Genomic DNA, 20259 nt, shown 5'->3' with positions numbered 1-20259 from the left:
GACACTCACGTGGTTTTACTCGGACTGGCCGGCTTTGCCTTGTCGGCCCTGCTCTATTTGTTTTTTGGCGCACTGCTATTGACGGTGAAGCCTCAGCGTATGCAGCAGGCACTGTTGCTGGCGGTGGGACTGAGCCTGCTATGGGCCGTGCTGGCCTTGTTGCAGCTAGCTTGGGGCGCGCCTCTTTACTTGGTGATGGCGGCCGAAACCCTACGAAACCTCGGCTGGTTTGTGCTGTTGTTAGCGGCGACCTCGCCGTCGCTGTGGGTGATGCGTTTTAACTCCTACAGCAGCAAGCGCCAACGGCTGGTGAGCATTGCGCTGTTGGTGGCCTTGCTACAAGCCTTTAACCTGCAGCTGGGTTCGTCGGGGCAATGGGTGTGGCTAGTGGTGCAACTGGCACAAAGTGTGGTGGGGCTGTGGCTGATTGAGCAGCTGTATCGTCGCGTTGAACCCTCAATACGCAGCGCTACCAAACCGTTGTGTTTAGGCTTAGGCCTGTTGTTTGCGTTTGACTTTACCCTTTATGCCGAGGCCATGCTGACGGCGCGCATTCCACTGGCCTTTTGGAGCCTGAAAGGGGTGTTTGCGATGATCTCGGTGCCGCTGGTGCTACTTAGCGCTCGCCGGGTTAAAAACTGGTCCACCGAGCTCTACGTCTCCCGAGATGTGGTCTATCACAGCACACTGCTAATGGTTGCGGGTGGCTACTTGCTGATGATGGCGCTGGTGGGCTATTACATCCGCTACGTGGGCGGTGCGTGGGGCTCCTGGGCGCAACTCGCATTTTTTGCGCTGAGCGGTCTGGTACTGGTGAGCCTGTTTTTATCAGAGAGCTTCCGCAAGAAGGTCAAGGTACAGATCACCAAGCACTTTTTTGCTAATAAGTACGAGTATCGTCAGGAGTGGATGGACTTTGCAGCGGTGCTGGAAGAGGGCTCGCAGTCGCCTTATCACGTGGCTTTGCAGGCGATCAATCGCCCCTTTGGTTGTAGCTATACCTTGCTGGCGCTCAAAGAGCAGGGGGAGTTTCGAGTGGTTGCCTCTTACAACACCCGTCAAGATGACCAAGAGGCGTTGCGGGTACTAGACGCCTTTGCTGAGTTGGCGCTGAATCAAAACTGGATCATCGATTTAAGTGAGCTGCGCTCCAATAACGATTTGTTGCCCAAATCGGTTAGCGCCAAAGACCTGCAGAGCTTCGAGAAATTCTCCTTGGTGGTACCGATTAAGACCAGCGCTGGCTTCGAGGGGGCGTTTGTCTTATCGCCACCAAGCTCGACTCAGCGGATCAACTGGGAAGACCGGGACTTGCTGCGGGCAATTAGCTATCAGCTTGGGTTGTTCTTGCAGATGCACCATGCTCATCAGGCGCTGGCCGAGAGTCAGCAGTTCGATGCCTTTAACCGAATGTCGGCGTTCTTGGTGCATGATTTGAAAAACGTCTTGGCTCAGCTGCAACTGCTCAGCAAGAATGCGCTTAAGCACCGCGATAACCCGGAGTTTATCGACGACGCCTTCAGCACCGTGGACTCCGCCGCCCAGCGCTTGGGCAAAGTAGTGGCCCACTTGAGCAATCAGCGCCATCATCAGCAGGCTCTGGAGCGGGTCGACTTATGTGAGCTCGTCAAAGAGGTGATCAGCCGGCGTGAATCGGGGGCGGTGAATGTTAGCTTAGCGTGCAACCCCAGTGCCTTGATGCCGATTGAGTGCGAGCGAGAACGCTTTAGTAACGTATTGTCTCACTTGCTGCAAAATGCGGTGGATGCCTGTTTGGCTTCGGACAAGAGTGAGCCAAGGGTGGTGATCTCGGTGGATACGGCAGAGCCTGGCTACTTTCGCTTGGCCATCACCGACAATGGCATCGGCATGTCTGAGGCGTTTATCGCCGAGCGCTTGTTTAAGCCCTTTGATACCACCAAGGGCAATGCTGGGATGGGGATTGGCGCTTACGATGCGAAGCGCTATGTCCAAGAATTGGGTGGACGCCTGGATGTTGTCAGCGAGGAAGGGGAGGGCTCAACCTTTACTCTCCACCTCCCACAAAGTAATGTTGATAGCGAGCGTTCTGTTGATAGCGAACGTCCCGTTAATAGCGAACGTCCTATTGCAAAGGAAATGCGAGAATGACAAAGGAAATACTGCTGGTCGTGGAAGACGACCCGGGCATTCAAAAGCAGATGAAATGGAGCTTCAGCGATTATCAAATCGTGATGGCGCAGGATCGCAGCAGCGCCATTGCCGCGCTGCGCCGCCATGAACCCAAGGTGGTGACGCTGGATTTAGGCCTGCCGCCGGATCCTGCCAATGCCAGCGAGGGGCTAGCTACCCTTCAAGAAATCCTCGAGCTTGCGCCGCTTACCAAGATCATCGTGATTACCGGCAACGAGGACAAAGATAATGCGCTGAAGGCGATTGCCATGGGCGCCCACGATTTCTATCAAAAGCCTATCGATGACGACACCATGTCGGTGATTATCCAGCGGGCCTTTTTCGTTGCCAATATTGAGCTCGAGAACGAAGCGCTCAAGCAAAGCTCACTGGATGAAAATGGCTTCTTGGGCCGCTCTCAGCAGATCCAGAAGGTCAGTCGCATGGTCGAACGGATCGCTCCCACCGAAGTGACCACCTTGCTGCTGGGTGAGAGTGGCACCGGTAAAGAGGTGTTGGCGCGTGCGATTCACCAGAAAAGCCCGCGCAAAGATCAGCCCTTTATTGCCATCAACTGTGCGTCGATCCCCGAAAATCTGCTGGAAAGTGAGCTGTTCGGCTTTGAGCGTGGCGCCTTTACCGGCGCCCATAAAACCACCGAGGGTAAGATTGAGTGCGCCAACGGCGGCACTCTGTTCCTTGATGAGATTGGTGATATGCCTTTCCCGCTACAAGCTAAGATCCTGCGCTTCTTGCAGGAGAAAGTGATTGAGCGGGTGGGCGGACGTAAAGAGATCGCGGTGGATGTGAAGATTGTCTGCGCGACTCACCAAAATCTGGCTCAGATGGTTCAGGAAAAGGCCTTCCGTGAGGATTTGTTCTACCGTATCAGCGAGATGACCATCAATATCCCACCTCTACGTGAGCGTGACGAAGACGTGGTGATCTTGGCGCGCGCCTTCTTGCACAACTTTAACCGGCAGATGCAGCGCAATGTGGTTGGTTTCTCAGAAGATGCCATCGTCGCCATGAGCAGTTACCACTGGCCGGGCAACATTCGTGAGCTCCAGAACAAGATTAAGTCAGCCTTAATCATGGCCGACAGCAAACTCATCACTGCCGACGACCTAGCACTTAATCTACAAAGTGATGAAGAGCAACCGAAAATGGCGCTCAACCTGCGTCAGGTGCGGGAGCAGGCAGAGAAGCAGGCAGTACTGAAAGCACTGGCCTTAAGCGATGGAAACGTGTCTAATACAGCAAATTTGCTGGGTGTGACGCGTCCCACACTTTATGCGTTGATGGACAAGTACGCCCTGCAGCGGTAATTGAATTTAAGAAGGCAGTAATGGATAAATCTCAAACTGAGATGAATATTTTGGTCACCCCTGAGATGGCCAACTTTTCCGGAAAGATGCATGGTGGCGCCATGCTTAAGAAACTCGATGAAGTGGCATACACCACCGCCATTCAATACAGCGGTCAGTATGCAGTGACCCTGTCGGTGGATCAGGTACTGTTCAAGAGCCCGGTGGAGATTGGTGAGTTTGTCACCTTCTCGGCCTCGGTGAACTATACCGGCCATACCTCCATGGAAGTGGGGATTCGGGTGGTCGCCAAAAACCTGAAAACTCAGGAAGAGCGCCACACCCACTCTTGCTACTTCACCATGGTTGCAGTGGACGAAAAGGGTAAGACCGTTGCCGTGCCGCCGCTCGAGCCAAAAACTGAAGCGGCCAAGCGCCGCTATCAAGCTGCAATGAAGCGCCGGGCGCGCAAGCTGGAAGACCGCCAAGCCGGTTAACCTTGACTAACGGGGCTTTGCGCCCCGTTTTTTATGCCTAAAGTGATACCCGGCCATGCTGAGCGGGAGTAGTCGATTGAGCCCCTGCTCTTTCACTCAGGCCCTATATCTACCAAGGCCACGTGCCGCTTCCTCCATTGGTCGAACACATCGCTCCTCAATCTGCGCTTCATACCTGAACGAGTGATCGAAATATATTCCTATCGGTTATAAAACAGCCCGTTTTATTCTTTATTCCGTCCTATATCACTTGGTTAAACTAGGGCTAATTTCATTCTGGGACCGAAACCATGTTGTTAAAGGATCTATCACCGTTAGCCAGTCCGTTGAGCGAGCCTCAGCTCAAGGCACTGCAACAGGCCACCGCCGAACTTAGCCCAGCGCAAGCTGCTTGGGTAAGTGGTTATCTCTATGGCGTTTCTCAAAATACCGATGTGGCAGTGCAGCCTGCAGCAGCGCCAGCTTCCAAACTGACAATTCTCTATGCCTCACAGACCGGTAACGCCAAGGGCGTGGCCGAAGAGCTACTTGATAGCGCTCAGCAACAAGGCATCAGCGCAGAATTGTTTAACGTAGCTGACTACAAGCCGAAAAACCTTAAGCAAGAGACTCACTTGCTGATTGTGTCTAGTACCAACGGCGAGGGTGAGCCACCCGATGACGCACTGGCCTTCCACGAATTCTTGGCATCGAAAAAAGCGCCTAAGCTGCCGAACCTGAAATACAGCGTGCTGGCCTTGGGTGACTCCAGCTATGAGTTTTTCTGTCAGACCGGTAAAGACTTTGATGAGCGCTTGGCCGCCTTAGGCGCCGAGTGTGTGGTGCCGCGTGTCGACTGTGATGTGGATTACGATGACGACGCAGCAGCGTGGGGTAAGAGCGCGCTAGCTAAAGTACAGGAAACCTTAGAACAGGCCTCTGCCTCTGTGGTAACGCTGCCGGTTGCCGGTGCCAGCAGCCATAACTTTAGCAAGAAGAATCCGTTGGAAGCTGAGCTGGGCCTTTCACAGAAGATTACCGGTCGTGATTCGGCTAAAGATGTGCGCCACGTAGAAATCGACTTGGGTGATTCTGGGTTGACCTACCAGCCGGGTGATGCACTGGGTGTGTGGTTTGACAATGACCCTGCCTTGGTTGCACAGATCCTGCAGCGTTTGGAGTTAGACGCTGCCAGCGAAGTGAGTGTCGGTGAAGAGACCTTGTCTTTGGAGCAAGCGCTGATTACTAAACTAGAGCTGACCCAAACCCCGGGCAACTTTGTTGAGTTCTGGGCTGAGCTGTCAGACAGCAAAAAGCTGCAAAAGATCTGCGCCGATAAAGATGCGCTGCGTGAGTATGCGGCCAATCATCAGGTGATTGATGTATTGCTGGAGAAGAAGGCCAAGCTGGACCCTCAACAGCTGGTGGATGCACTGCGCAAGCTGAGCCCTCGCCTCTACTCGATTGCCTCTAGCCAAAGCGAAGTGGATAGCGAAGTTCACCTCACTGTGGGTGTGGTGCGCTATCAACAGGGCGAGCAGGGCCGTTTAGGCGGCGCCTCGGGCTTCTTGGCCGAGCGTGCTGAAGATGCTGCAAATGTGCGGGTGTTCGTTGAGCATAACGACAACTTCCGTCTACCCGCTGACCCTATTACGCCGGTTATCATGATCGGGCCAGGAACTGGTATCGCTCCGTTCCGCGCCTTTATGCAAGAGCGAGATGCTCAGGATGCCGAGGGCGACAACTGGCTGTTCTTCGGCGACCAAACCTTCACCCAAGATTTCCTCTATCAGGTGGAGTGGCAGGGCTATCTGAAGTCCGGCCTGCTGACGCGTTTGGATCTGGCATTCTCACGTGACCAAGCCGAGAAGATTTACGTGCAAGACCGCTTGCGCGAGCAAGGCGAAGAGCTGTTTGCTTGGCTGGAGCGCGGTGCTCACCTTTACATTTGCGGTGATGCCAACCGTATGGCCAAAGATGTGCATCAAGCGCTGCTGGAGATTATCGCCGAGTATGGCAAACAGAGCGTCGAGCAAGCAGAAGAGTATTTGAAATCATTGCGCACCGCGAAGCGCTATCAGAAGGATGTGTATTAATGAGCGCGAACAAATTAATCGTTGAAGGCAAGTTGGCTGATAACGAGCGGCTTAAATCTGAAAGCAACTTCTTGCGCGGTACCATCGAACAAGACTTGCAAGATCGGATCACAGGTGGCTTCACCGCCGACAACTTCCAGCTGATCCGCTTCCACGGTATGTACCAGCAGGATGACCGAGATATCCGCGCCGAGCGTGCTAAGCAAAAACTAGAACCGCTGCACAACGTGATGCTTCGGGCACGTATGCCCGGTGGCATTATCACTCCTAAGCAGTGGCTGGCCATCGACAAGTTTGCCGATGACAAGACCATGTATGGTTCGATCCGTCTGACTACCCGTCAGACCTTCCAGTTCCATGGTGTGCTTAAGCCGAACATCAAGCTGATGCACCAGACTCTGAATAGCATCGGTATCGACTCTATCGCCACTGCCGGCGACGTAAACCGTAACGTGCTGTGCACCAGCAACCCGGTGGAGAGCGAGCTGCATCAGGAGGCCTACGAGTGGGCCAAGAAGATCAGCGAGCACTTGCTGCCGAAAACCCGTGCCTATGCCGAGATTTGGCTAGATGGTGAGAAGCTCGAAGGCGGCGATGAAGAGCCGATCCTCGGCTCAACCTATCTGCCACGTAAGTTTAAAACCACGGTGGTCATTCCTCCGCAGAATGATGTGGACGTGCACGCCAACGATCTGAACTTCGTTGCGATTGCCGACAACGGCAAGCTGGTGGGCTTTAACGTATTGGTCGGTGGAGGCTTGGCGATGACCCATGGTGATACTTCTACCTACCCACGCCGTGCTGATGACTTTGGCTTTATTCCGCTGGAACATACCTTGGCTGTGGCCGAGGCAGTGGTAACTACCCAGCGTGATTGGGGTAACCGGGTTAACCGTAAGAATGCCAAGACCAAGTACACCTTGGACCGTGTCGGTATCGACACCTTCAAGCGTGAAGTCGAGAGGCGTGCTGAGGTGGCCTTTGAGGTCTCGCGTCCCTATGAGTTTACCGAGCGTGGTGATCGTATCGGTTGGGTGGAAGGCATCGACGGTAAGCATCACCTGACCGTGTTTATCGAAAATGGCCGCCTGCTGGATTACCCCGGCAAGCCGCTGAAAACCGGTATAGCTGAGATCGCCAAGATCCACAAGGGCGACTTCCGCATGACCGCCAACCAAAACCTGGTGATTGCTGGCGTAAGTAAGGCGCAAAAGGCCAAGATCCAAGCCTTGGCAGAGCAGCATGGTCTGATTGACCCAAGCCACAGCGAGCAGCGGGTGAACTCGATGGCTTGTGTGGCCTTCCCAACCTGTCCTCTAGCTATGGCTGAGGCCGAGCGTTATCTGCCTGGACTGGTCACTGAGGTTGAAGGGCTGCTGGCGAAGCATGACTTAGCCGCAGAAGAGAACATCATCCTGCGCGTGACGGGCTGCCCCAACGGCTGTGGCCGCGCCATGTTGGCCGAGGCTGGCTTGGTCGGTAAAGGCCCGGGCAAATACAACCTCTACTTGGGCGGTAACCGCGCCGGAACCCGTGTGCCGAAGATGTTCCGCGAGAACATCGGTGAGCAGCAGATCTTGGCTGAACTGGACGAGCTAATTGGCCTATGGGCCAAGCAGCGCGAAGCGGGTGAAGCCTTTGGTGATTACGTTATCCGTGCCGGCATTGTTAAAGAAGTGAAAGTCAGTGTAAGGGACTTTTATGACTAATCTGAATTTGAATGAGCTCCTCCAGCTCTCTCCTGAGGCTCGCGCCGCCGAGCTACAGGATGTCAATCTAGAGTTGGAGAAGATGAGTGCTCAGCAGCGGGTTGAGTGGGCGGTGGAACACCTTCCACCACAGCGGGTGCTGACTTCCAGCTTCGGGATCCAATCGGCGGTGAGCTTGCATCTGCTGACCCAAGCTCAAGCGGACATTCCGGTGGTGCTAACCGATACTGGCTACTTGTTCCCTGAAACCTATCGTTTTATCGATGAGCTGGGGGAGAGATTAACTCTGAACCTGAAGGTTTACCGTTCGTCGATGTCACCGGCCTGGCAGGAGGCGCGCTTTGGCAAGCTTTGGGAGGAAGGCGTAGATGGCATCAAACGCTACAACCAACTGAACAAGGTTGAGCCGATGCGCCGCGCGTTTGATGAGCTGGGGGTGCAGACTTGGTTTACAGGTTTGCGTCGCTCGCAATCGAGCTCGCGGGCTCAGTTGCCAGTACTTCAGGTGCAAAATGGCGCCTTCAAGGTACTGCCGATCGTCGACTGGTCGAACAAAGACGTGCACTACTACCTAAAAGAGTTCGATCTGCCTTACCACCCTTTATGGGAGCAAGGCTATGTGTCGGTGGGTGATGTGCAAACCTCGCAGCCGCTGCAGCTCGGCATGAGTGAAGAGGAAACCCGCTTCTTTGGCCTGACTCGCGAATGCGGTATTCATGAAGAGATGGGAGGAAGCGGCATCTAATACCGCTTCTTTTGGAACTTGGCGGGCTAGTTCATTTCAAAGAAGTGCTCTAGCAGGCCAAGCAGCTGGTGGCAGTATCCGTTGTCAGCTTGATCGCCAATCAGTTTAGCCAGCTCATCGCCCATTGGCGTGAAGCGGTAGTAGGTTACCCGGCAGCCTTTGCTATGCGGACGCATGGCGTGGCTGCGGCCATTGATGCTCAAATAGGTTGCCTGACTTGAGTTGGGGCGAAACTCCAGCTCTCTATCGTAGATAAGGCCGAGTTCAGCCAGATGCAGAATATGGTGGTAGGGCAGACGAAACTGGCCTAGGTTGAGCTTTTCCACCTTTGGCCTCACCCAGCCCATGGCCGCAGGCGGTCGCATCACCCCGGTCACAATCTTACGGTTTAGTTCCCCTCCAACCTGACAGGTCATCTCACAGGCATGCTGAAACCACTGAGCCTCACGTTGGGTCATCTGTTTGAGCGTCTGCATTGCCTTGACCGAGAAGCTACCGGGTTGGCGCAGCTCTTCCGCCCAGATATTGGCCCATAGCTGCTGCATGGCGGGCACTTGGGTCTTGGAGGCTAAGCGCAGAAACTCAGTCATCCAGTCGGCATCGGGCTCGTTACCAATCTCTTGGTCGCTGGCTTGTTTCATTGCCAAGGCGCTGATGCGCTCAAGGTTTTGCTGCTCGCGGGCATGCTCCAGCTTTTCACGATACTCAGCGCGCTGAGCAAAGCTGGAGTGTGGCTTCGATTCTTGCAGCAAGGCGTCGATCCCGCGTTTGTGGGCAACTTCTTGCAACTGTTGTTTAACGTTTATCCTTCGCTTCTTACTGCTAGTTGTATTGGGCGTTTTCGCCATTGAGTTAGTCCCCTAAAGAGTCATTTACCGTTGCTTGTCGCAGCTGTTTGCTTGCTTTTTGTATTTAAAATGTTAACTTAAGGTTAAGAGAAACGCTGGGGGTTATTGTGTTCCGACGAATCAAGCTGTGGACTCGGCGCCACAAGTCTCTTACGGTCCTTATGGGTCTCTACATTGCAAGCTTATTATTATTGATGTCAATGTTTGACTGAGTTTTTCCCCCTGAAAAGCCGGTTCGACCCAGTGAATCCAAGGTAAAAACACAAAGAGGCGCAAAGCGCCTCTTTTTTTATCGGCTTAACGGCCCGCGCCATTAGTATAAAGCGTCACTCACCAGCTTGGTTTTACTCAACAGGGCTTGTTGGATCTGCTCATGGGGGCCTGAGATCACCGTATGTGGGCGCTCGTCGATGATAACCGTTACGCCCTCAATCCCACTGCTGGCATCAATGGTTAGCCAAGCCGGCGAGACGCTGCCGATACTTCCCTCCGGATAGAGCATATGCATGGTATAACCCGGTGCCATACGGCTCATCAGTACCGCCAGTAATAAGGCGCGCTCATCGCTATCTGCAGAGTTACTGGTTAGCACATTCAAGGGGCTGGCAAAATCGTGGCGGGTCTCTTCACGCTCGGGGATGTTACCGAGCCAAGCCTTAGCGTTCTCCAAGGAGTAACTCGGCCCAAGTGGCGAGTGCAGTTGCTGGGCTAGCCCGCCTAAACGGCCTCTGTTTAGGTAGAACAGCTGTGAGTAGTTTGGGCGAACACAGGGCAATGCGGCATGGTCTGGGTGTTGGCAAGGTTTCACAATCAGGTGTCGATAAGCATCTTGCTTGTACTGCTCATAGGCATCCCACATCATCATCGCCGCAGGGTCGTTCAGATCGACGGTGTCTTTTCTTAACGCTTCCACCAAGTGTTCTTGTGAGACCTGCTGATGACGTCGAATCATCTTGACCGCATAGTTTAGGCGGGGTGTTAGGTAGGTGCTGAGTGCTTGAACGGGGTAGGCGAGGCTGAAGCTGACTTTAATCCGCTCTTGTTCGGCCTCGGTTCGCATGTCTTGGTTGATCTCTATCTGGGACTGTCGGAGAGCACCCCGATTGTCAGTCCAACTCCAATTACCTTGAAAGGGCAAGGTTTGCTCTTGCTCGCTCATGGCCATCGCAGACGGTACCAGCCAAAGGCTGACGAGTACACTACACACTCTCGCTAACATAGACACCTCATTCTCACACTACGTCTACGTTAATGAATAGCAGTAATTATTATGTTTAACTAAAAAAGTTAATAAATTGTTACAGGCAGTTGCCGTTTTGGAAGCTTTCAACCTGAGGATCTGCACAGGCCGAGCAGGCGTTGCCGTACTCTTTCATCTCACCATCTACAACTGCGCAGACTGGCGCATATTCCATGGTGCAGATCTCTGGTCTGGGCTCTTCACAGTAGCCATCGCTGGCAAATTGAGGGTCGTTGCTGGCTTGGCTGCAAGCAAATAACGCAGAACTTAGCGCAAGGCTGATAATCGTTCTATACATGGGCTGTCTCGCTGTTTAGTGGATTGAATTGAGCAACTACTGATTATGGGAAGTATATCGCTAAGTGGCTCATTTCTCTCGTTAACAGGCCTCAATGTTTTGCTATCCTAGGCGCATATTTGATTCTGAGTAAGCAGTATGCACATCCATATTCTCGGTATTTGCGGCACCTTTATGGGCGGTTTGGCAATGCTGGCAAAGCAGGCGGGCCATCGCGTGACCGGCTGTGATGAAAACGTTTATCCACCCATGAGTACTCAACTTGAGTCGCTGGGCATTGAACTCATCCAAGGTTTTGACCCTACTCAGCTCGAGCCAGCTCCTGATCTGGTGGTCATCGGTAATGCAATGAGCCGTGGCAACCCTTGTGTAGAGTATGTCTTGAATCGAGGGCTGGAATACTGCTCCGGGCCGGAGTGGCTTAAGCGACATATTCTACCGCAGCGCTGGGTGCTAGCGGTTGCCGGGACTCATGGGAAGACCTCCACAGCAAGCATGCTGGCATGGATCCTCGAAGATAACGGACTAGCGCCGGGCTTCTTGATTGGCGGGGTGCCACAGAACTTTGGCGTGTCAGCCCGCAATGGCGATACGCCATTTTTCGTGGTGGAAGCCGATGAGTATGACAGTGCGTTCTTCGATAAGCGCTCGAAGTTTGTGCACTACCAACCGCGCACCTTGGTGCTTAATAACCTCGAGTTCGACCATGCGGATATCTTCGATAGCCTGAAAGATATTCAGCGTCAGTTTCATCACTTGGTTCGAATTGTTCCGGAAAGCGGCAGGATCATCTCTGATGGCGACTGCGAAGCGCTTGAACAGGTGCTGGCAATGGGGTGCTGGACGGAGTGTGAGTATCGCGGTAAGGAGTGGTCCTGGGAGGCTGTAGTTCCTTCATGTCAGCAGTTTAAGGTCCTCCTTAAATCTGAGCTGCAGGGAATCGTTGATTGGGCGCTTATCGGCGAACACAACGTGCAGAACGCCATTATGGCGATTGCTGCAGCGCGGCATGTTGGGGTTAAGCCGGAGCATGCCGTTGATAGCCTGAGCCGCTTTATCCCACCGAAACGACGTATGGAGCTGTTGGCTCAAGTGGATAGCGTATCGGTGTACGATGATTTTGCACACCACCCCAGCGCCATTGAGACAACCTTGCAAGGGCTACGCGCTAAAGTGGGTAGCGACAAAATCATTGCGGTGCTAGAGGCGCGCTCCAACACCATGAAGATGGGGGTTCACCAAGACCGACTGGCGGCAAGCTTAGCGCTGGCTGATGAGTGCTTGTTGTATCAAGGCAAAGAGCCTGCGGGGATGCATGAGATTGCAGAGCAACTACCGAATGCTCAAGTGAGTGAAACGGTTGATGAGCTGCTTAGTACTTTGCTGGACAACGATTTGGCAGAGCCTTGTCATATTGTGATTATGAGCAACGGTGGCTTTGCCGGACTGCATCGTCGTTTAGTGGATGCTTTATACCAATCTACATAAGTAACTGATCATTCTTGCTGGTTAAAATCATTGATGCCCGCGTCAACGCTTTTGTAATTAGTCCACTAGTTCCGGCAAGCGCCTCCTTGTCCTCAATGATTTTGCCTGCGCAATATCTGAGCATTAACTTATCCAGATTGGTATTAAAACAAAAAAGCCCTGAATAGGGCTTTTTTCATGACTAGTCCAATATCGACTAGTGTGCAGGTGGGCGCAGCAGCGACTGTACATAGTCGCCCAAGAAGTCGAGAACTTCCTGTTTGGCTGGCTTATCTGGGCGGTTGCTCATTTGCACGCCCAGGTAGATAGCACCGTTAATCGCTTGGGCGGCTTGCAGCGCGTTTAGCGAGCTGCTGATCTCGCCCTTGTCGAAGCCTTGCTGTAGTACATCGCCGATTTGCTTGTTGATCTTACCGGAGATGTCGCTAAAGCGTGGCCACACGTCTTCACGAACAGAAGAACTCCACTCCAGCCAGATGCGGATAACATCAGGTTGGTCGTAGGTCATATCGAGCAGCGCTGACAGGTGGTTTTGCACCGCCTGCATGGCACTGTCGTTTTCTGCATAGGCAGCTTCGACGAGCTGTTGCATCGTCTGCTCTACTTCAGAGAGCACTGCATCGACTAAGTCCTCGCGGGTGTTGAAATAGTTAAAAACTGTTGCCACAGACACGGTGGCGAGCTCTGCTATTTCAGCATGACCAGCTCGACCAATACCGCGGCGGGCAAATACTTCGATGGCGCATTCCATCAATTGCTTACGTCTGACTTCTGGTGAGAGTCGGGTGCGACGTCTAATAGTACTTGTTTGCATATGTTACTCTCGTGCTTGCTACCAATTTCGTTCCAAAGGCGCCTACTTTTTAAGGTAAATATAATCTAAAATGTGCCGATTAACTGCTGAAGGCACGCTTGTCTACGCCTTTGTTAGAGAATCATAGAGTAAGTGCGAAGAAATTTGTAGGTTATTGATATAAATATCTAATGTTAAATTGGATATATTTAATGATATCAATAGTTTGTATTCTCATTACCAGCTATTACTGACACATTAAGAGCCATAGGTCAATTACATGAAACACCGTATTGAAGAGATGATCAGCGAGCAAGTTATTGCTGAGCGTATCGTACAGTTGGGTAAAGAAATAACCGAAAAATATCAGTCTGATAGAAAGCTTGTTCTCATCGGCTTGCTACGTGGTTCCTGCATCTTCTTGTCCGACCTGGCGCGTCGAATCGAGCGTAACTTAACCTTGGATTTTATGACAGTATCCAGCTATGGAAGCGCAATGGAAAGTTCCAGAGATGTGCGGGTGCTCAAAGATCTGGATGATGACATCAAAGATTGTGACATCATTATCGTTGAAGACATCATTGATACGGGCAATACCCTTAGCAAGGTTCGCGAGATGCTGAGCCTGCGTGAGCCGCATAGCGTAGAGATCTGCACGTTACTTGACAAGCCATCGCGTCGCGAAGTTGAAGTGCCGGTTGACTACGTGGGCTTCTCTATCCCGGATGAGTTCGTGGTGGGCTATGGCCTGGATTACGATCAGATCTATCGTAACCTGCCTTATATCGGTAAAGTTATTCCACTGGATTAAGTGTCTATCCCCGTGATATTTCAGGGTATTGCTCTCTTAAGCTGGTAGAAAAGCAAGTTGGGATGCATCGATACCAGGCATGGAAATAACGGGATTGCTGTTCAATTGAAAAAGTGACCTGCCTGGGTCACTTTTTGTTTTAGCGGGTTTGTTATGTACGCGTTGGAAATATCGGGTTTACAAAAAACCTATAGCGGGGGCGTGAAAGCGCTTAAGGGCTTTGACTTAAAAGTGGGAAAGGGCGACTTCTTCGCTCTGCTTGGGCCAAATGGTGCGGGGAAGTCCACCAGTATTGGCATCATCACCTCGTTGGTGAACAAAACCGAAGGCAGTGTGCATATCTTCGGTCATGATATCGACCAAGCGCTGGAACAGGCCAAGGCGCAAGTGGGGCTGGTGCCACAGGAGTTTAACTTCAACCAGTTCGAGACGGTGTTGCAGATCGTGGTTAATCAGGCCGGCTACTACGGTGTACCTCGCACAGTTGCGTTGCAGCGCGCCGAAAAGTACCTAGGGCAGTTAGATCTGTGGGAAAAGCGCAATAGCCGCGCCCGTGAACTCTCCGGCGGCATGAAGCGCCGGTTGATGATTGCTCGTGCGCTGATGCACGAGCCGCAACTGTTGATCCTTGATGAGCCAACCGCGGGTGTCGATATCGAACTGCGCCGCTCCATGTGGCAGTTCCTCACCCAGCTTAACCAGCAGGGGATCACCATTATTCTGACCACCCACTACCTGGAAGAAGCCGAGATGCTCTGTCGCAACATCGGCATCATCGATAAGGGCGAGCTGATCGAGCACACCTCGATGAAGCAGCTGCTATCCAAGCTCAACATCGAAACCTTTATCTTTGACCTGCCAACAGGTTCGCACATCGATAACTTGGCAGGCTTTACCTGCCGAATGGTGGATGACCATACCTTAGAGGTGGATGTGGCGAAGAGCCAAGGCTTGAATGCTGTGTTCCAGGAGCTGGATAAGCAGGGCATTACTGTGCTGAGTATGCGTAATAAGGCTAATCGCTTGGAAGAGCTGTTTGTGGAATTGGTGAGCGAGGGCCGTAACCGTGAATCTTAGTGTCTACCGGATTGCTCTGAAGAGCATTATCAGCAAAGAAATTATTCGCTTTACCCGTATCTGGGTGCAAACCTTGGTGCCGCCGGCGATCACCATGAGCCTCTACTTTGTCATCTTCGGCAACCTGATTGGCTCGCGTATTGGCGAGATGGGGGGCTACAGCTATATGGAGTTTATTGTTCCCGGCCTGATTATGATGTCGGTGATCACCAACTCTTACAGTAACGTAGCGTCCTCATTCTTTAGCTGTAAGTTCCAACGCAATATCGAAGAGCTGCTGGTGGCGCCGGTCCCCAACTACATCATCATTGCGGGCTTTGTCGGTGGCGGTGTCGCTCGAGGGCTGCTGGTGGGGCTGATTGTCAGTCTGGTTTCGCTGTTCTTTGTGCCTCTGCAACTACACAACGTATTGGTGATTGCGCTAACGGTATTTCTCACCTCGGTGCTGTTTGCCCTAGGTGGACTGATTAACGCTATCTATGCCGATACCTTTGATGATATCAGCATCATTCCTACCTTCGTGTTGACCCCGCTAACCTACCTTGGCGGTGTGTTTTACTCGCTAACGCTATTGGGCGACTTTTGGCAGACGCTGTCGAAGGTCAACCCCATCGTGTATATGGTGAATGCCTTTCGCTATGGCTTCTTGGGGATCTCTGATGTTTCGCTGCTGACCAGCTATTCGATGATCTCAACGTTTATCGTTGGCCTGTACCTGTGGGCGCTTTACCTGATTAAGACCGGCTATGGGCTGCGCAGCTAATGGACGCCTGCTCTAGAAACGTTGAATCTAACCAAACCGGCCTGCATGAGCGTCTTGATGAGGTGGTGCAGCGCCACCTTGCGCATCGTTTCCGTAAGCCTTATCAGGAGCACTCGTTAGCCGCATTCAAACAATTGGAGCAACAGGTTGAGCGTGCCGGTAAGCCGCTGATCTTTGATTCCTGTTGTGGGGTGGGGGCGAGCACTGCCCGGCTGGCGGAGCTGCACCCCGAGGCACTGGTGATTGGTATGGACAAGTCGGAACATCGGCTGTCGCGCCATCATGCTCATACTCCTAGCGAGGGTGAGAACTATCTGCTGCTTCGGGTCAACCTCAACGACTTATGGCGCTTGGCGGAAGAGGCGGGGTGGACGCTGAGCCACCACTACTTGCTCTATCCCAACCCATGGCCGAAGTCGGTACACCTGCAGCGACGCTGGCATGGCAGTGCGGTGTTTCCATCGTTATTGGCGCTAGGTGGCCAGCTACAAATGCGTAGCAACTGGCCGCTGTATCTGCAAGAGTTTGCCCGAGCGCTTGAGCTAGCAGGCCACAGTTCTTCGCTGCAGCAGATCAACCCCGAGCGGCCAATCACCCCATTCGAAGAGAAGTATCAGGCCAGCGGCCAACCGCTTTGGCGACTGGACAGCGACCTGAGCTCCTTGTCTTAAAGAGCGGTCTTAACGAGCGGCTTAAAGCGGCTCAAGCTCAGGCCTCGCGGCTAAGGTGCTCGATGCCGGCGTCATACACTTGATAGATGGCGTCCAACACCTCAGTGGCCTGACGGAAGTACTCCTGAACCGAGATACTGGGCGTTTCTGTCTTGATAAGATCCTGCTCGATGGTTTGTTGCAAGCGCGCTAACGAGTCCCAGCGTAGCTGTTTTTCGGGCAGCAGCCAATAGCTGTACTGATCGAGGATAGCTGGGTCGGTCTCGGCAATCTTTTGGTGTAAAAACGATAGCCGAATGCGCTCAACGCTGCTGCTATGGCCCGCCGAGGCCAAGCCGCTTCCCAACGCTCGCGCCTGACCGATCGATTCGGCGGTCAGCAATAGCTCGTGCCACAGAAAACTTACCGACAGTCCCTGCCCATCAAGACTGTTTATCTCAAACTCGATGGCGATATCCTCTGCAAAGTACAACAGGTTACGGATCATCAAGCTGTGTTGGGTGATGTTGTTCTCCAAGGTGTTGCTCTGCCAAGAGCCATGTAAGCGCTGCCAGTGCTGCAGATAGCTTTGCCAACGTGTCTGCTTGGCGATATAGGCATGGTCGTTGAGCCGGGTCTGCCAGCTGCGTAGCTCCTGTTGCAGACGCTGTAGGTCGCTCAGTGCCTGCTGGTTGCCTTTGAGATAGGAAGAGCTGAGCCCGCGATGCTGCTGCTGACGGACCACCAACTCTTTGAGCTGACTGAGTAATGCCAAGCCGCTGCGACGAGTTTGGCGCAAGCGTCGTTTGGCTATGTAGCGAGACGCGAGCACCGCGAGTGCCATTGCCGCTAATACCCCAAGGGGTAAGTAATGGTTCATCTAGGCCTCCGTCTGACTTAGCTGACGAAGATGCTGGGCGATGTCGGCGCTTTGCTCTGCGCTGGCCATATTGGCGCGGGCGGCATCGGCGACCTCGCTGATATGTTCGGCCAGCGAGTGAGTAGCCAACTTTTGCTGGCTGCTGGCAACGCTGATCTGTTCAAGCTGCTGCTGCAGCAGTTGGTTGATTTGCTGGATCTCGCCATGTAGCTGGTGGCTGTGTTGGATCTTCTGTTGTAACTCACAAACCTGCTGGTCGAGCTCGCTAAAGCGCGCCACCGTAGCATCTAGCTGTTTGGTTTGGGCGTTGATGTGCTCACCGATCTGATCTGCGGCTTGATGGCAGTGCTGGGCCAACTCGCGAACCTCTTGTGCAACGATGGCAAAGCCACGGCCATGGTCACCGGCGCGAGCCGCTTCGATGGAGGCGTTTAACGATAACAGATTGGTTTGCTTCGCCAGATCGAGGATGGTCTCGGTGAAGCTGTTAATGCTAGAGGATTGCTGGCTTAGCTGACGCAGTTGTTGACGCGTCTGCTGGCTGCTCTCCAACAGCACATGGGTGGCCCGATAGGCTTGGTCGCTGGCATTGCTGCCGCGCTCAGCGATGGAGAGCGCCTGCTGGCTTTCGCTGGCCACTTGCTCGATGTTGCGGGCCACTTCCGACTGGCACTCGCTCATCTCCAGCACCGCGGCCGATGAGCTATCACTGGCTTGGGATTGCTGTAAGGTGCCACTGGCCACCTGTTCGGCATGCTTGCTGAGTTCGCGGGCGCAGTGGCTCATCTCGCTCAGTGCATCAGCCTGCTCTTCGAGGTTTCGTTGTAGCTCGGTGTCAGCGAGCACTGGTTTTGGGGCGAGAGGTGCGCTGCGGGAGGCGAGCCATAAAAAGGCGAGCCCTGGCAACATCACTAAGGTGAGTGGCTGGCTGAGGCTGAGCAAAACAGAGCCAAGCAATAGCGCCAACAACACCGGGTAATAAAATCGAGACATACTGCTCCTTGCTGTCTTGTCACATCCTGTGTTGCCCATATCGGTGATATGAGCATCAATAAGACACTAGCAAGCACCATTCCGCTTTGAGTAAATAAGACTAGGAAGTTTGCATTTGTAGGCTGGCGCGAATCAGCCGGCGATGGCGCAAGCTGGCCTCTGGCAGGCTGTCACAGTGCTTTAAGGCCTGCCACTCGTGGGCGAACAGATGCAGTGGGCTAGCACCATGGTGGGCGTGCAGGGCGATGACTCGTTCGTCGATCTGCTCTTGTAGTCCTTCGAGGCGGGCGAGATGAAAAAGGTCGTGCCGTAGATACTGCATATGCAATCGCCAGTGGCGGCGTAGCATTGGCTCTAGCAGCTTGAGTTGGCTCTGTAGCGGGGCATTATCGGGCTCAACGCCACTAACCACATAATCGCCGCTAAGCGCTGAAAAAAGAGGGATATACCACTTCACCTGAGACAACCTGGATCGAGCTAAAGCTAAGTACTGGCAAACAAAATGCCAAAGTCGCAGGCTAACTCCCTAAGGATAATCTCGATGTTTATTAGAAACGCAAAATAAAAAACCAAGTGTATGGGTGGCACTTGGTTTTTTCAAAAGATTCCTTGGTGGCAATGACAAGCCTTGCTTGCATTGCACTTATTTGGTGCGAAACTTAGGCCAGTTGCACCGGAATATCTTTGCTGGTGCGTACGATGTTGTTTTGCTGATCGAGGTATACCAAAGAGGGCTTATGTGCCTGAGCTTGCTCAGCGCCCATGCCCACATAGGCACAGATGATTACCCGATCGCCCACCGCGGCTTGGCGAGCCGCCGCGCCATTTACCGAGATGATTTTTGAGCCGCGCTCACCGGCGATGGCATAGGTAGAGAAGCGCGCGCCGTTCTCGATGTTGTAGATATCGATCTTCTCGTACTCGAGGATACCGGCCGCGTCCAGCATGTCTTGGTCGATGGCGCATGAACCTTCATAGTTAAGTTCGGCATGGGTCACGCGTGCTTGGTGAAGTTTGCCCTTAAGCATGGTGGTTTGCATGGTTGATTCTCCTTTATAAACGGTTGCCGGCTCAGGCCTGGCTGTTGTGCTGGGGCAGTGCCACCACAAGGTTATCAATAAGTCTTACGTCACCCAGAAAGGCTGCCATCAAGATAACGGCGCGCTGGGATGACGGGTTAAGCGGGGCCAGGGTATCGGCATCGACGATATCGATACCGTCACAGCGAAATCCCTGTTGGTTGAGCTGTTGCTCACCCCAGGCAATGGTTTGCTCAATTTCTGCTAGCTGAACGCGCTCGGCGAGTTGGCGCATGATCTGGGCAAGCTTGGGGGCGAGATCACGTTGTTGCTGGCTCAGGCGATTATTGCGTGAGCTCATTGCCAGACCAGATGCTTCGCGCACTGTGGGTAGGCCGACAATCTCGATCGGCAGCATCAGGTCGCGAGTGAACTTACGGATCAGCGCCAGCTGTTGGTAATCTTTTTCGCCAAACACAGCCACATCGGGCTGCATCAGGTTAAAAAGCTTGGTGACCACGGTGGCAACACCGGTAAAGTGGCCAGGGCGCATGGCGCCTTCCAGCACATCATGCAGTCCGGTGACCTCGATCCGGGTCTCCCTCTCCAGCCCGTTTGGGTACATTACCTCTGGGGTTGGGGTAAATACCAACGCGACACCGGCTTGCTCCAGTGCTGCCAAGTCTTGTTCGAGGGTACGCGGGTAGCTATCCAGATCGCTGGCGTTGTTAAACTGCATCGGGTTAACGAAGATAGAAACAGCCACCTGATCGGCCAACTCACCAGCCTTGCTCACCAGCGCCAAATGGCCATCGTGCAAGTTGCCCATGCTTGGCACAAAGCCCAGGCTACCGGCCTGCTTAAGCTCAGCTATCGCTGGGCGTAGCTGTTCAATAGAAGTAATGACTTTCATGA

20 protein-coding genes are annotated in these 20259 nt (G+C 53.3%); 11 read left to right on the top strand and 9 right to left on the bottom strand.

The genetic code is table 11. From position 1 onward, the window contains the following. The first annotated feature begins 9 nt into the window (after positions 1-9). The 6 genes from prsK to G462_RS0103680 all read left to right on the top strand — a co-directional run bounded on the left by prsK (position 10) and on the right by G462_RS0103680 (position 8484). The gene (gene prsK / locus G462_RS0103705) at positions 10-2130 is read left to right on the top strand and encodes an XrtA/PEP-CTERM system histidine kinase PrsK (protein WP_026957789.1); all 2121 of its coding nucleotides are present in this window, start codon (positions 10-12) and stop codon (positions 2128-2130) included. Continuing rightward, positions 2127-3479 (top strand): PEP-CTERM-box response regulator transcription factor, encoded by a 1353-nt coding sequence (gene prsR / locus G462_RS0103700; protein WP_026957788.1) that lies wholly within the window; start codon positions 2127-2129, stop codon positions 3477-3479. Before prsK ends, prsR begins: the two co-directional genes overlap by 4 nt. Positions 3480-3499: 20 nt before the next feature. Further along, the gene (locus G462_RS0103695; protein WP_026957787.1) at positions 3500-3955 is read left to right on the top strand and encodes an acyl-CoA thioesterase; all 456 of its coding nucleotides are present in this window, start codon (positions 3500-3502) and stop codon (positions 3953-3955) included. A 290-nt stretch (positions 3956-4245) separates the two neighbouring features. Then, positions 4246-6030 carry an assimilatory sulfite reductase (NADPH) flavoprotein subunit gene (locus G462_RS0103690; protein ID WP_026957786.1) on the top strand — a complete coding sequence of 595 codons (1785 nt, stop codon included), beginning with the start codon at positions 4246-4248 and terminating at the stop codon, positions 6028-6030. Beyond that, on the top strand, positions 6030-7739 hold the full coding sequence (gene cysI, locus G462_RS0103685) for an assimilatory sulfite reductase (NADPH) hemoprotein subunit (protein ID WP_026957785.1): 1710 nt from the start codon (positions 6030-6032) through the stop codon (positions 7737-7739). Before G462_RS0103690 ends, cysI begins: the two co-directional genes overlap by 1 nt. Next, positions 7732-8484: a phosphoadenylyl-sulfate reductase gene (locus tag G462_RS0103680; protein ID WP_026957784.1), complete on the top strand. Its 753-nt coding sequence runs from the start codon at positions 7732-7734 to the stop codon at positions 8482-8484. Before cysI ends, G462_RS0103680 begins: the two co-directional genes overlap by 8 nt. 26 nt (positions 8485-8510) lie before the next feature. Here G462_RS0103680 and G462_RS0103675 read toward each other — a convergent pair whose 3' ends face one another. The 3 genes from G462_RS0103675 to G462_RS0103665 all read right to left on the bottom strand — a co-directional run bounded on the left by G462_RS0103675 (position 8511) and on the right by G462_RS0103665 (position 10870). Continuing rightward, positions 8511-9332, bottom strand: a complete 822-nt coding sequence (locus tag G462_RS0103675) for a TIGR03899 family protein (protein ID WP_084404912.1) — start codon at positions 9330-9332, stop codon at positions 8511-8513. A gap of 313 nt (positions 9333-9645) precedes the next feature. After that, a complete protein-coding gene (locus G462_RS0103670) occupies positions 9646-10551 on the bottom strand; it encodes a hypothetical protein (RefSeq protein ID WP_051326503.1) in 906 nt (301 codons plus the stop codon). Between the two features lie 79 nt (positions 10552-10630). Continuing rightward, positions 10631-10870 carry a hypothetical protein gene (locus tag G462_RS0103665; protein WP_026957781.1) on the bottom strand — a complete coding sequence of 80 codons (240 nt, stop codon included), beginning with the start codon at positions 10868-10870 and terminating at the stop codon, positions 10631-10633. Positions 10871-11008: 138 nt separating this feature from the next. Between G462_RS0103665 and mpl the strand changes: the two genes are divergently transcribed. Then, positions 11009-12358, top strand: a complete 1350-nt coding sequence (gene mpl / locus G462_RS0103660; protein ID WP_026957780.1) for a UDP-N-acetylmuramate:L-alanyl-gamma-D-glutamyl-meso-diaminopimelate ligase — start codon at positions 11009-11011, stop codon at positions 12356-12358. 196 nt (positions 12359-12554) lie between these two features. On the opposite strand, the gene G462_RS0103650 is transcribed toward mpl, so the two are convergent. Then, positions 12555-13172 carry a TetR/AcrR family transcriptional regulator gene (locus G462_RS0103650; protein WP_026957779.1) on the bottom strand — a complete coding sequence of 206 codons (618 nt, stop codon included), beginning with the start codon at positions 13170-13172 and terminating at the stop codon, positions 12555-12557. Positions 13173-13431: 259 nt separating this feature from the next. Here G462_RS0103650 and hpt point away from each other — a divergent pair, with 259 nt between their 5' ends. The 4 genes from hpt (at position 13432) to trmB (ending at position 16473) form a co-directional block, all read left to right on the top strand. Next, on the top strand, positions 13432-13962 hold the full coding sequence (gene hpt, locus G462_RS0103645) for a hypoxanthine phosphoribosyltransferase (protein WP_026957778.1): 531 nt from the start codon (positions 13432-13434) through the stop codon (positions 13960-13962). Between the two features lie 153 nt (positions 13963-14115). Further along, on the top strand, positions 14116-15039 hold the full coding sequence (locus tag G462_RS0103640) for an ABC transporter ATP-binding protein (protein WP_026957777.1): 924 nt from the start codon (positions 14116-14118) through the stop codon (positions 15037-15039). Next, a complete protein-coding gene (locus tag G462_RS0103635; protein WP_026957776.1) occupies positions 15029-15802 on the top strand; it encodes an ABC transporter permease in 774 nt (257 codons plus the stop codon). The genes G462_RS0103640 and G462_RS0103635 overlap by 11 nt, the downstream gene beginning before the upstream one ends. Next, entirely contained in the window at positions 15802-16473 is a 672-nt protein-coding gene (gene trmB, locus G462_RS0103630; RefSeq protein WP_026957775.1) for a tRNA (guanine(46)-N(7))-methyltransferase TrmB, read from the top strand. The genes G462_RS0103635 and trmB overlap by 1 nt, the downstream gene beginning before the upstream one ends. A gap of 37 nt (positions 16474-16510) precedes the next feature. On the opposite strand, the gene G462_RS0103625 is transcribed toward trmB, so the two are convergent. The 5 genes from G462_RS0103625 to panC form a co-directional block, all read right to left on the bottom strand. Next, positions 16511-17332 carry a nitrate- and nitrite sensing domain-containing protein gene (locus tag G462_RS0103625; RefSeq protein ID WP_026957774.1) on the bottom strand — a complete coding sequence of 274 codons (822 nt, stop codon included), beginning with the start codon at positions 17330-17332 and terminating at the stop codon, positions 16511-16513. Beyond that, complete coding sequence (locus G462_RS0103620) at positions 17333-18325, bottom strand: methyl-accepting chemotaxis protein (RefSeq protein WP_026957773.1); 993 nt, start codon at positions 18323-18325, stop codon at positions 17333-17335. A gap of 100 nt (positions 18326-18425) precedes the next feature. After that, positions 18426-18782, bottom strand: coding sequence for a hypothetical protein (locus G462_RS0103615; protein ID WP_026957772.1), 357 nt, complete (start codon positions 18780-18782; stop codon positions 18426-18428). 202 nt (positions 18783-18984) lie between these two features. After that, positions 18985-19365: an aspartate 1-decarboxylase gene (panD, locus tag G462_RS0103610; RefSeq protein WP_026957771.1), complete on the bottom strand. Its 381-nt coding sequence runs from the start codon at positions 19363-19365 to the stop codon at positions 18985-18987. A gap of 31 nt (positions 19366-19396) precedes the next feature. After that, positions 19397-20257, bottom strand: coding sequence for a pantoate--beta-alanine ligase (panC, locus tag G462_RS0103605; RefSeq protein ID WP_026957770.1), 861 nt, complete (start codon positions 20255-20257; stop codon positions 19397-19399). Positions 20258-20259 lie beyond the last annotated feature (2 nt).

Origin of the sequence: Aliagarivorans taiwanensis DSM 22990 (genome assembly GCF_000429505.1) — a bacterium.
Lineage (GTDB): Bacteria > Pseudomonadota > Gammaproteobacteria > Enterobacterales > Celerinatantimonadaceae > Aliagarivorans > Aliagarivorans taiwanensis.
Note: the sequence above shows the minus strand (reverse complement) of the source record. Positions and strands in the feature narration are given on the sequence as shown.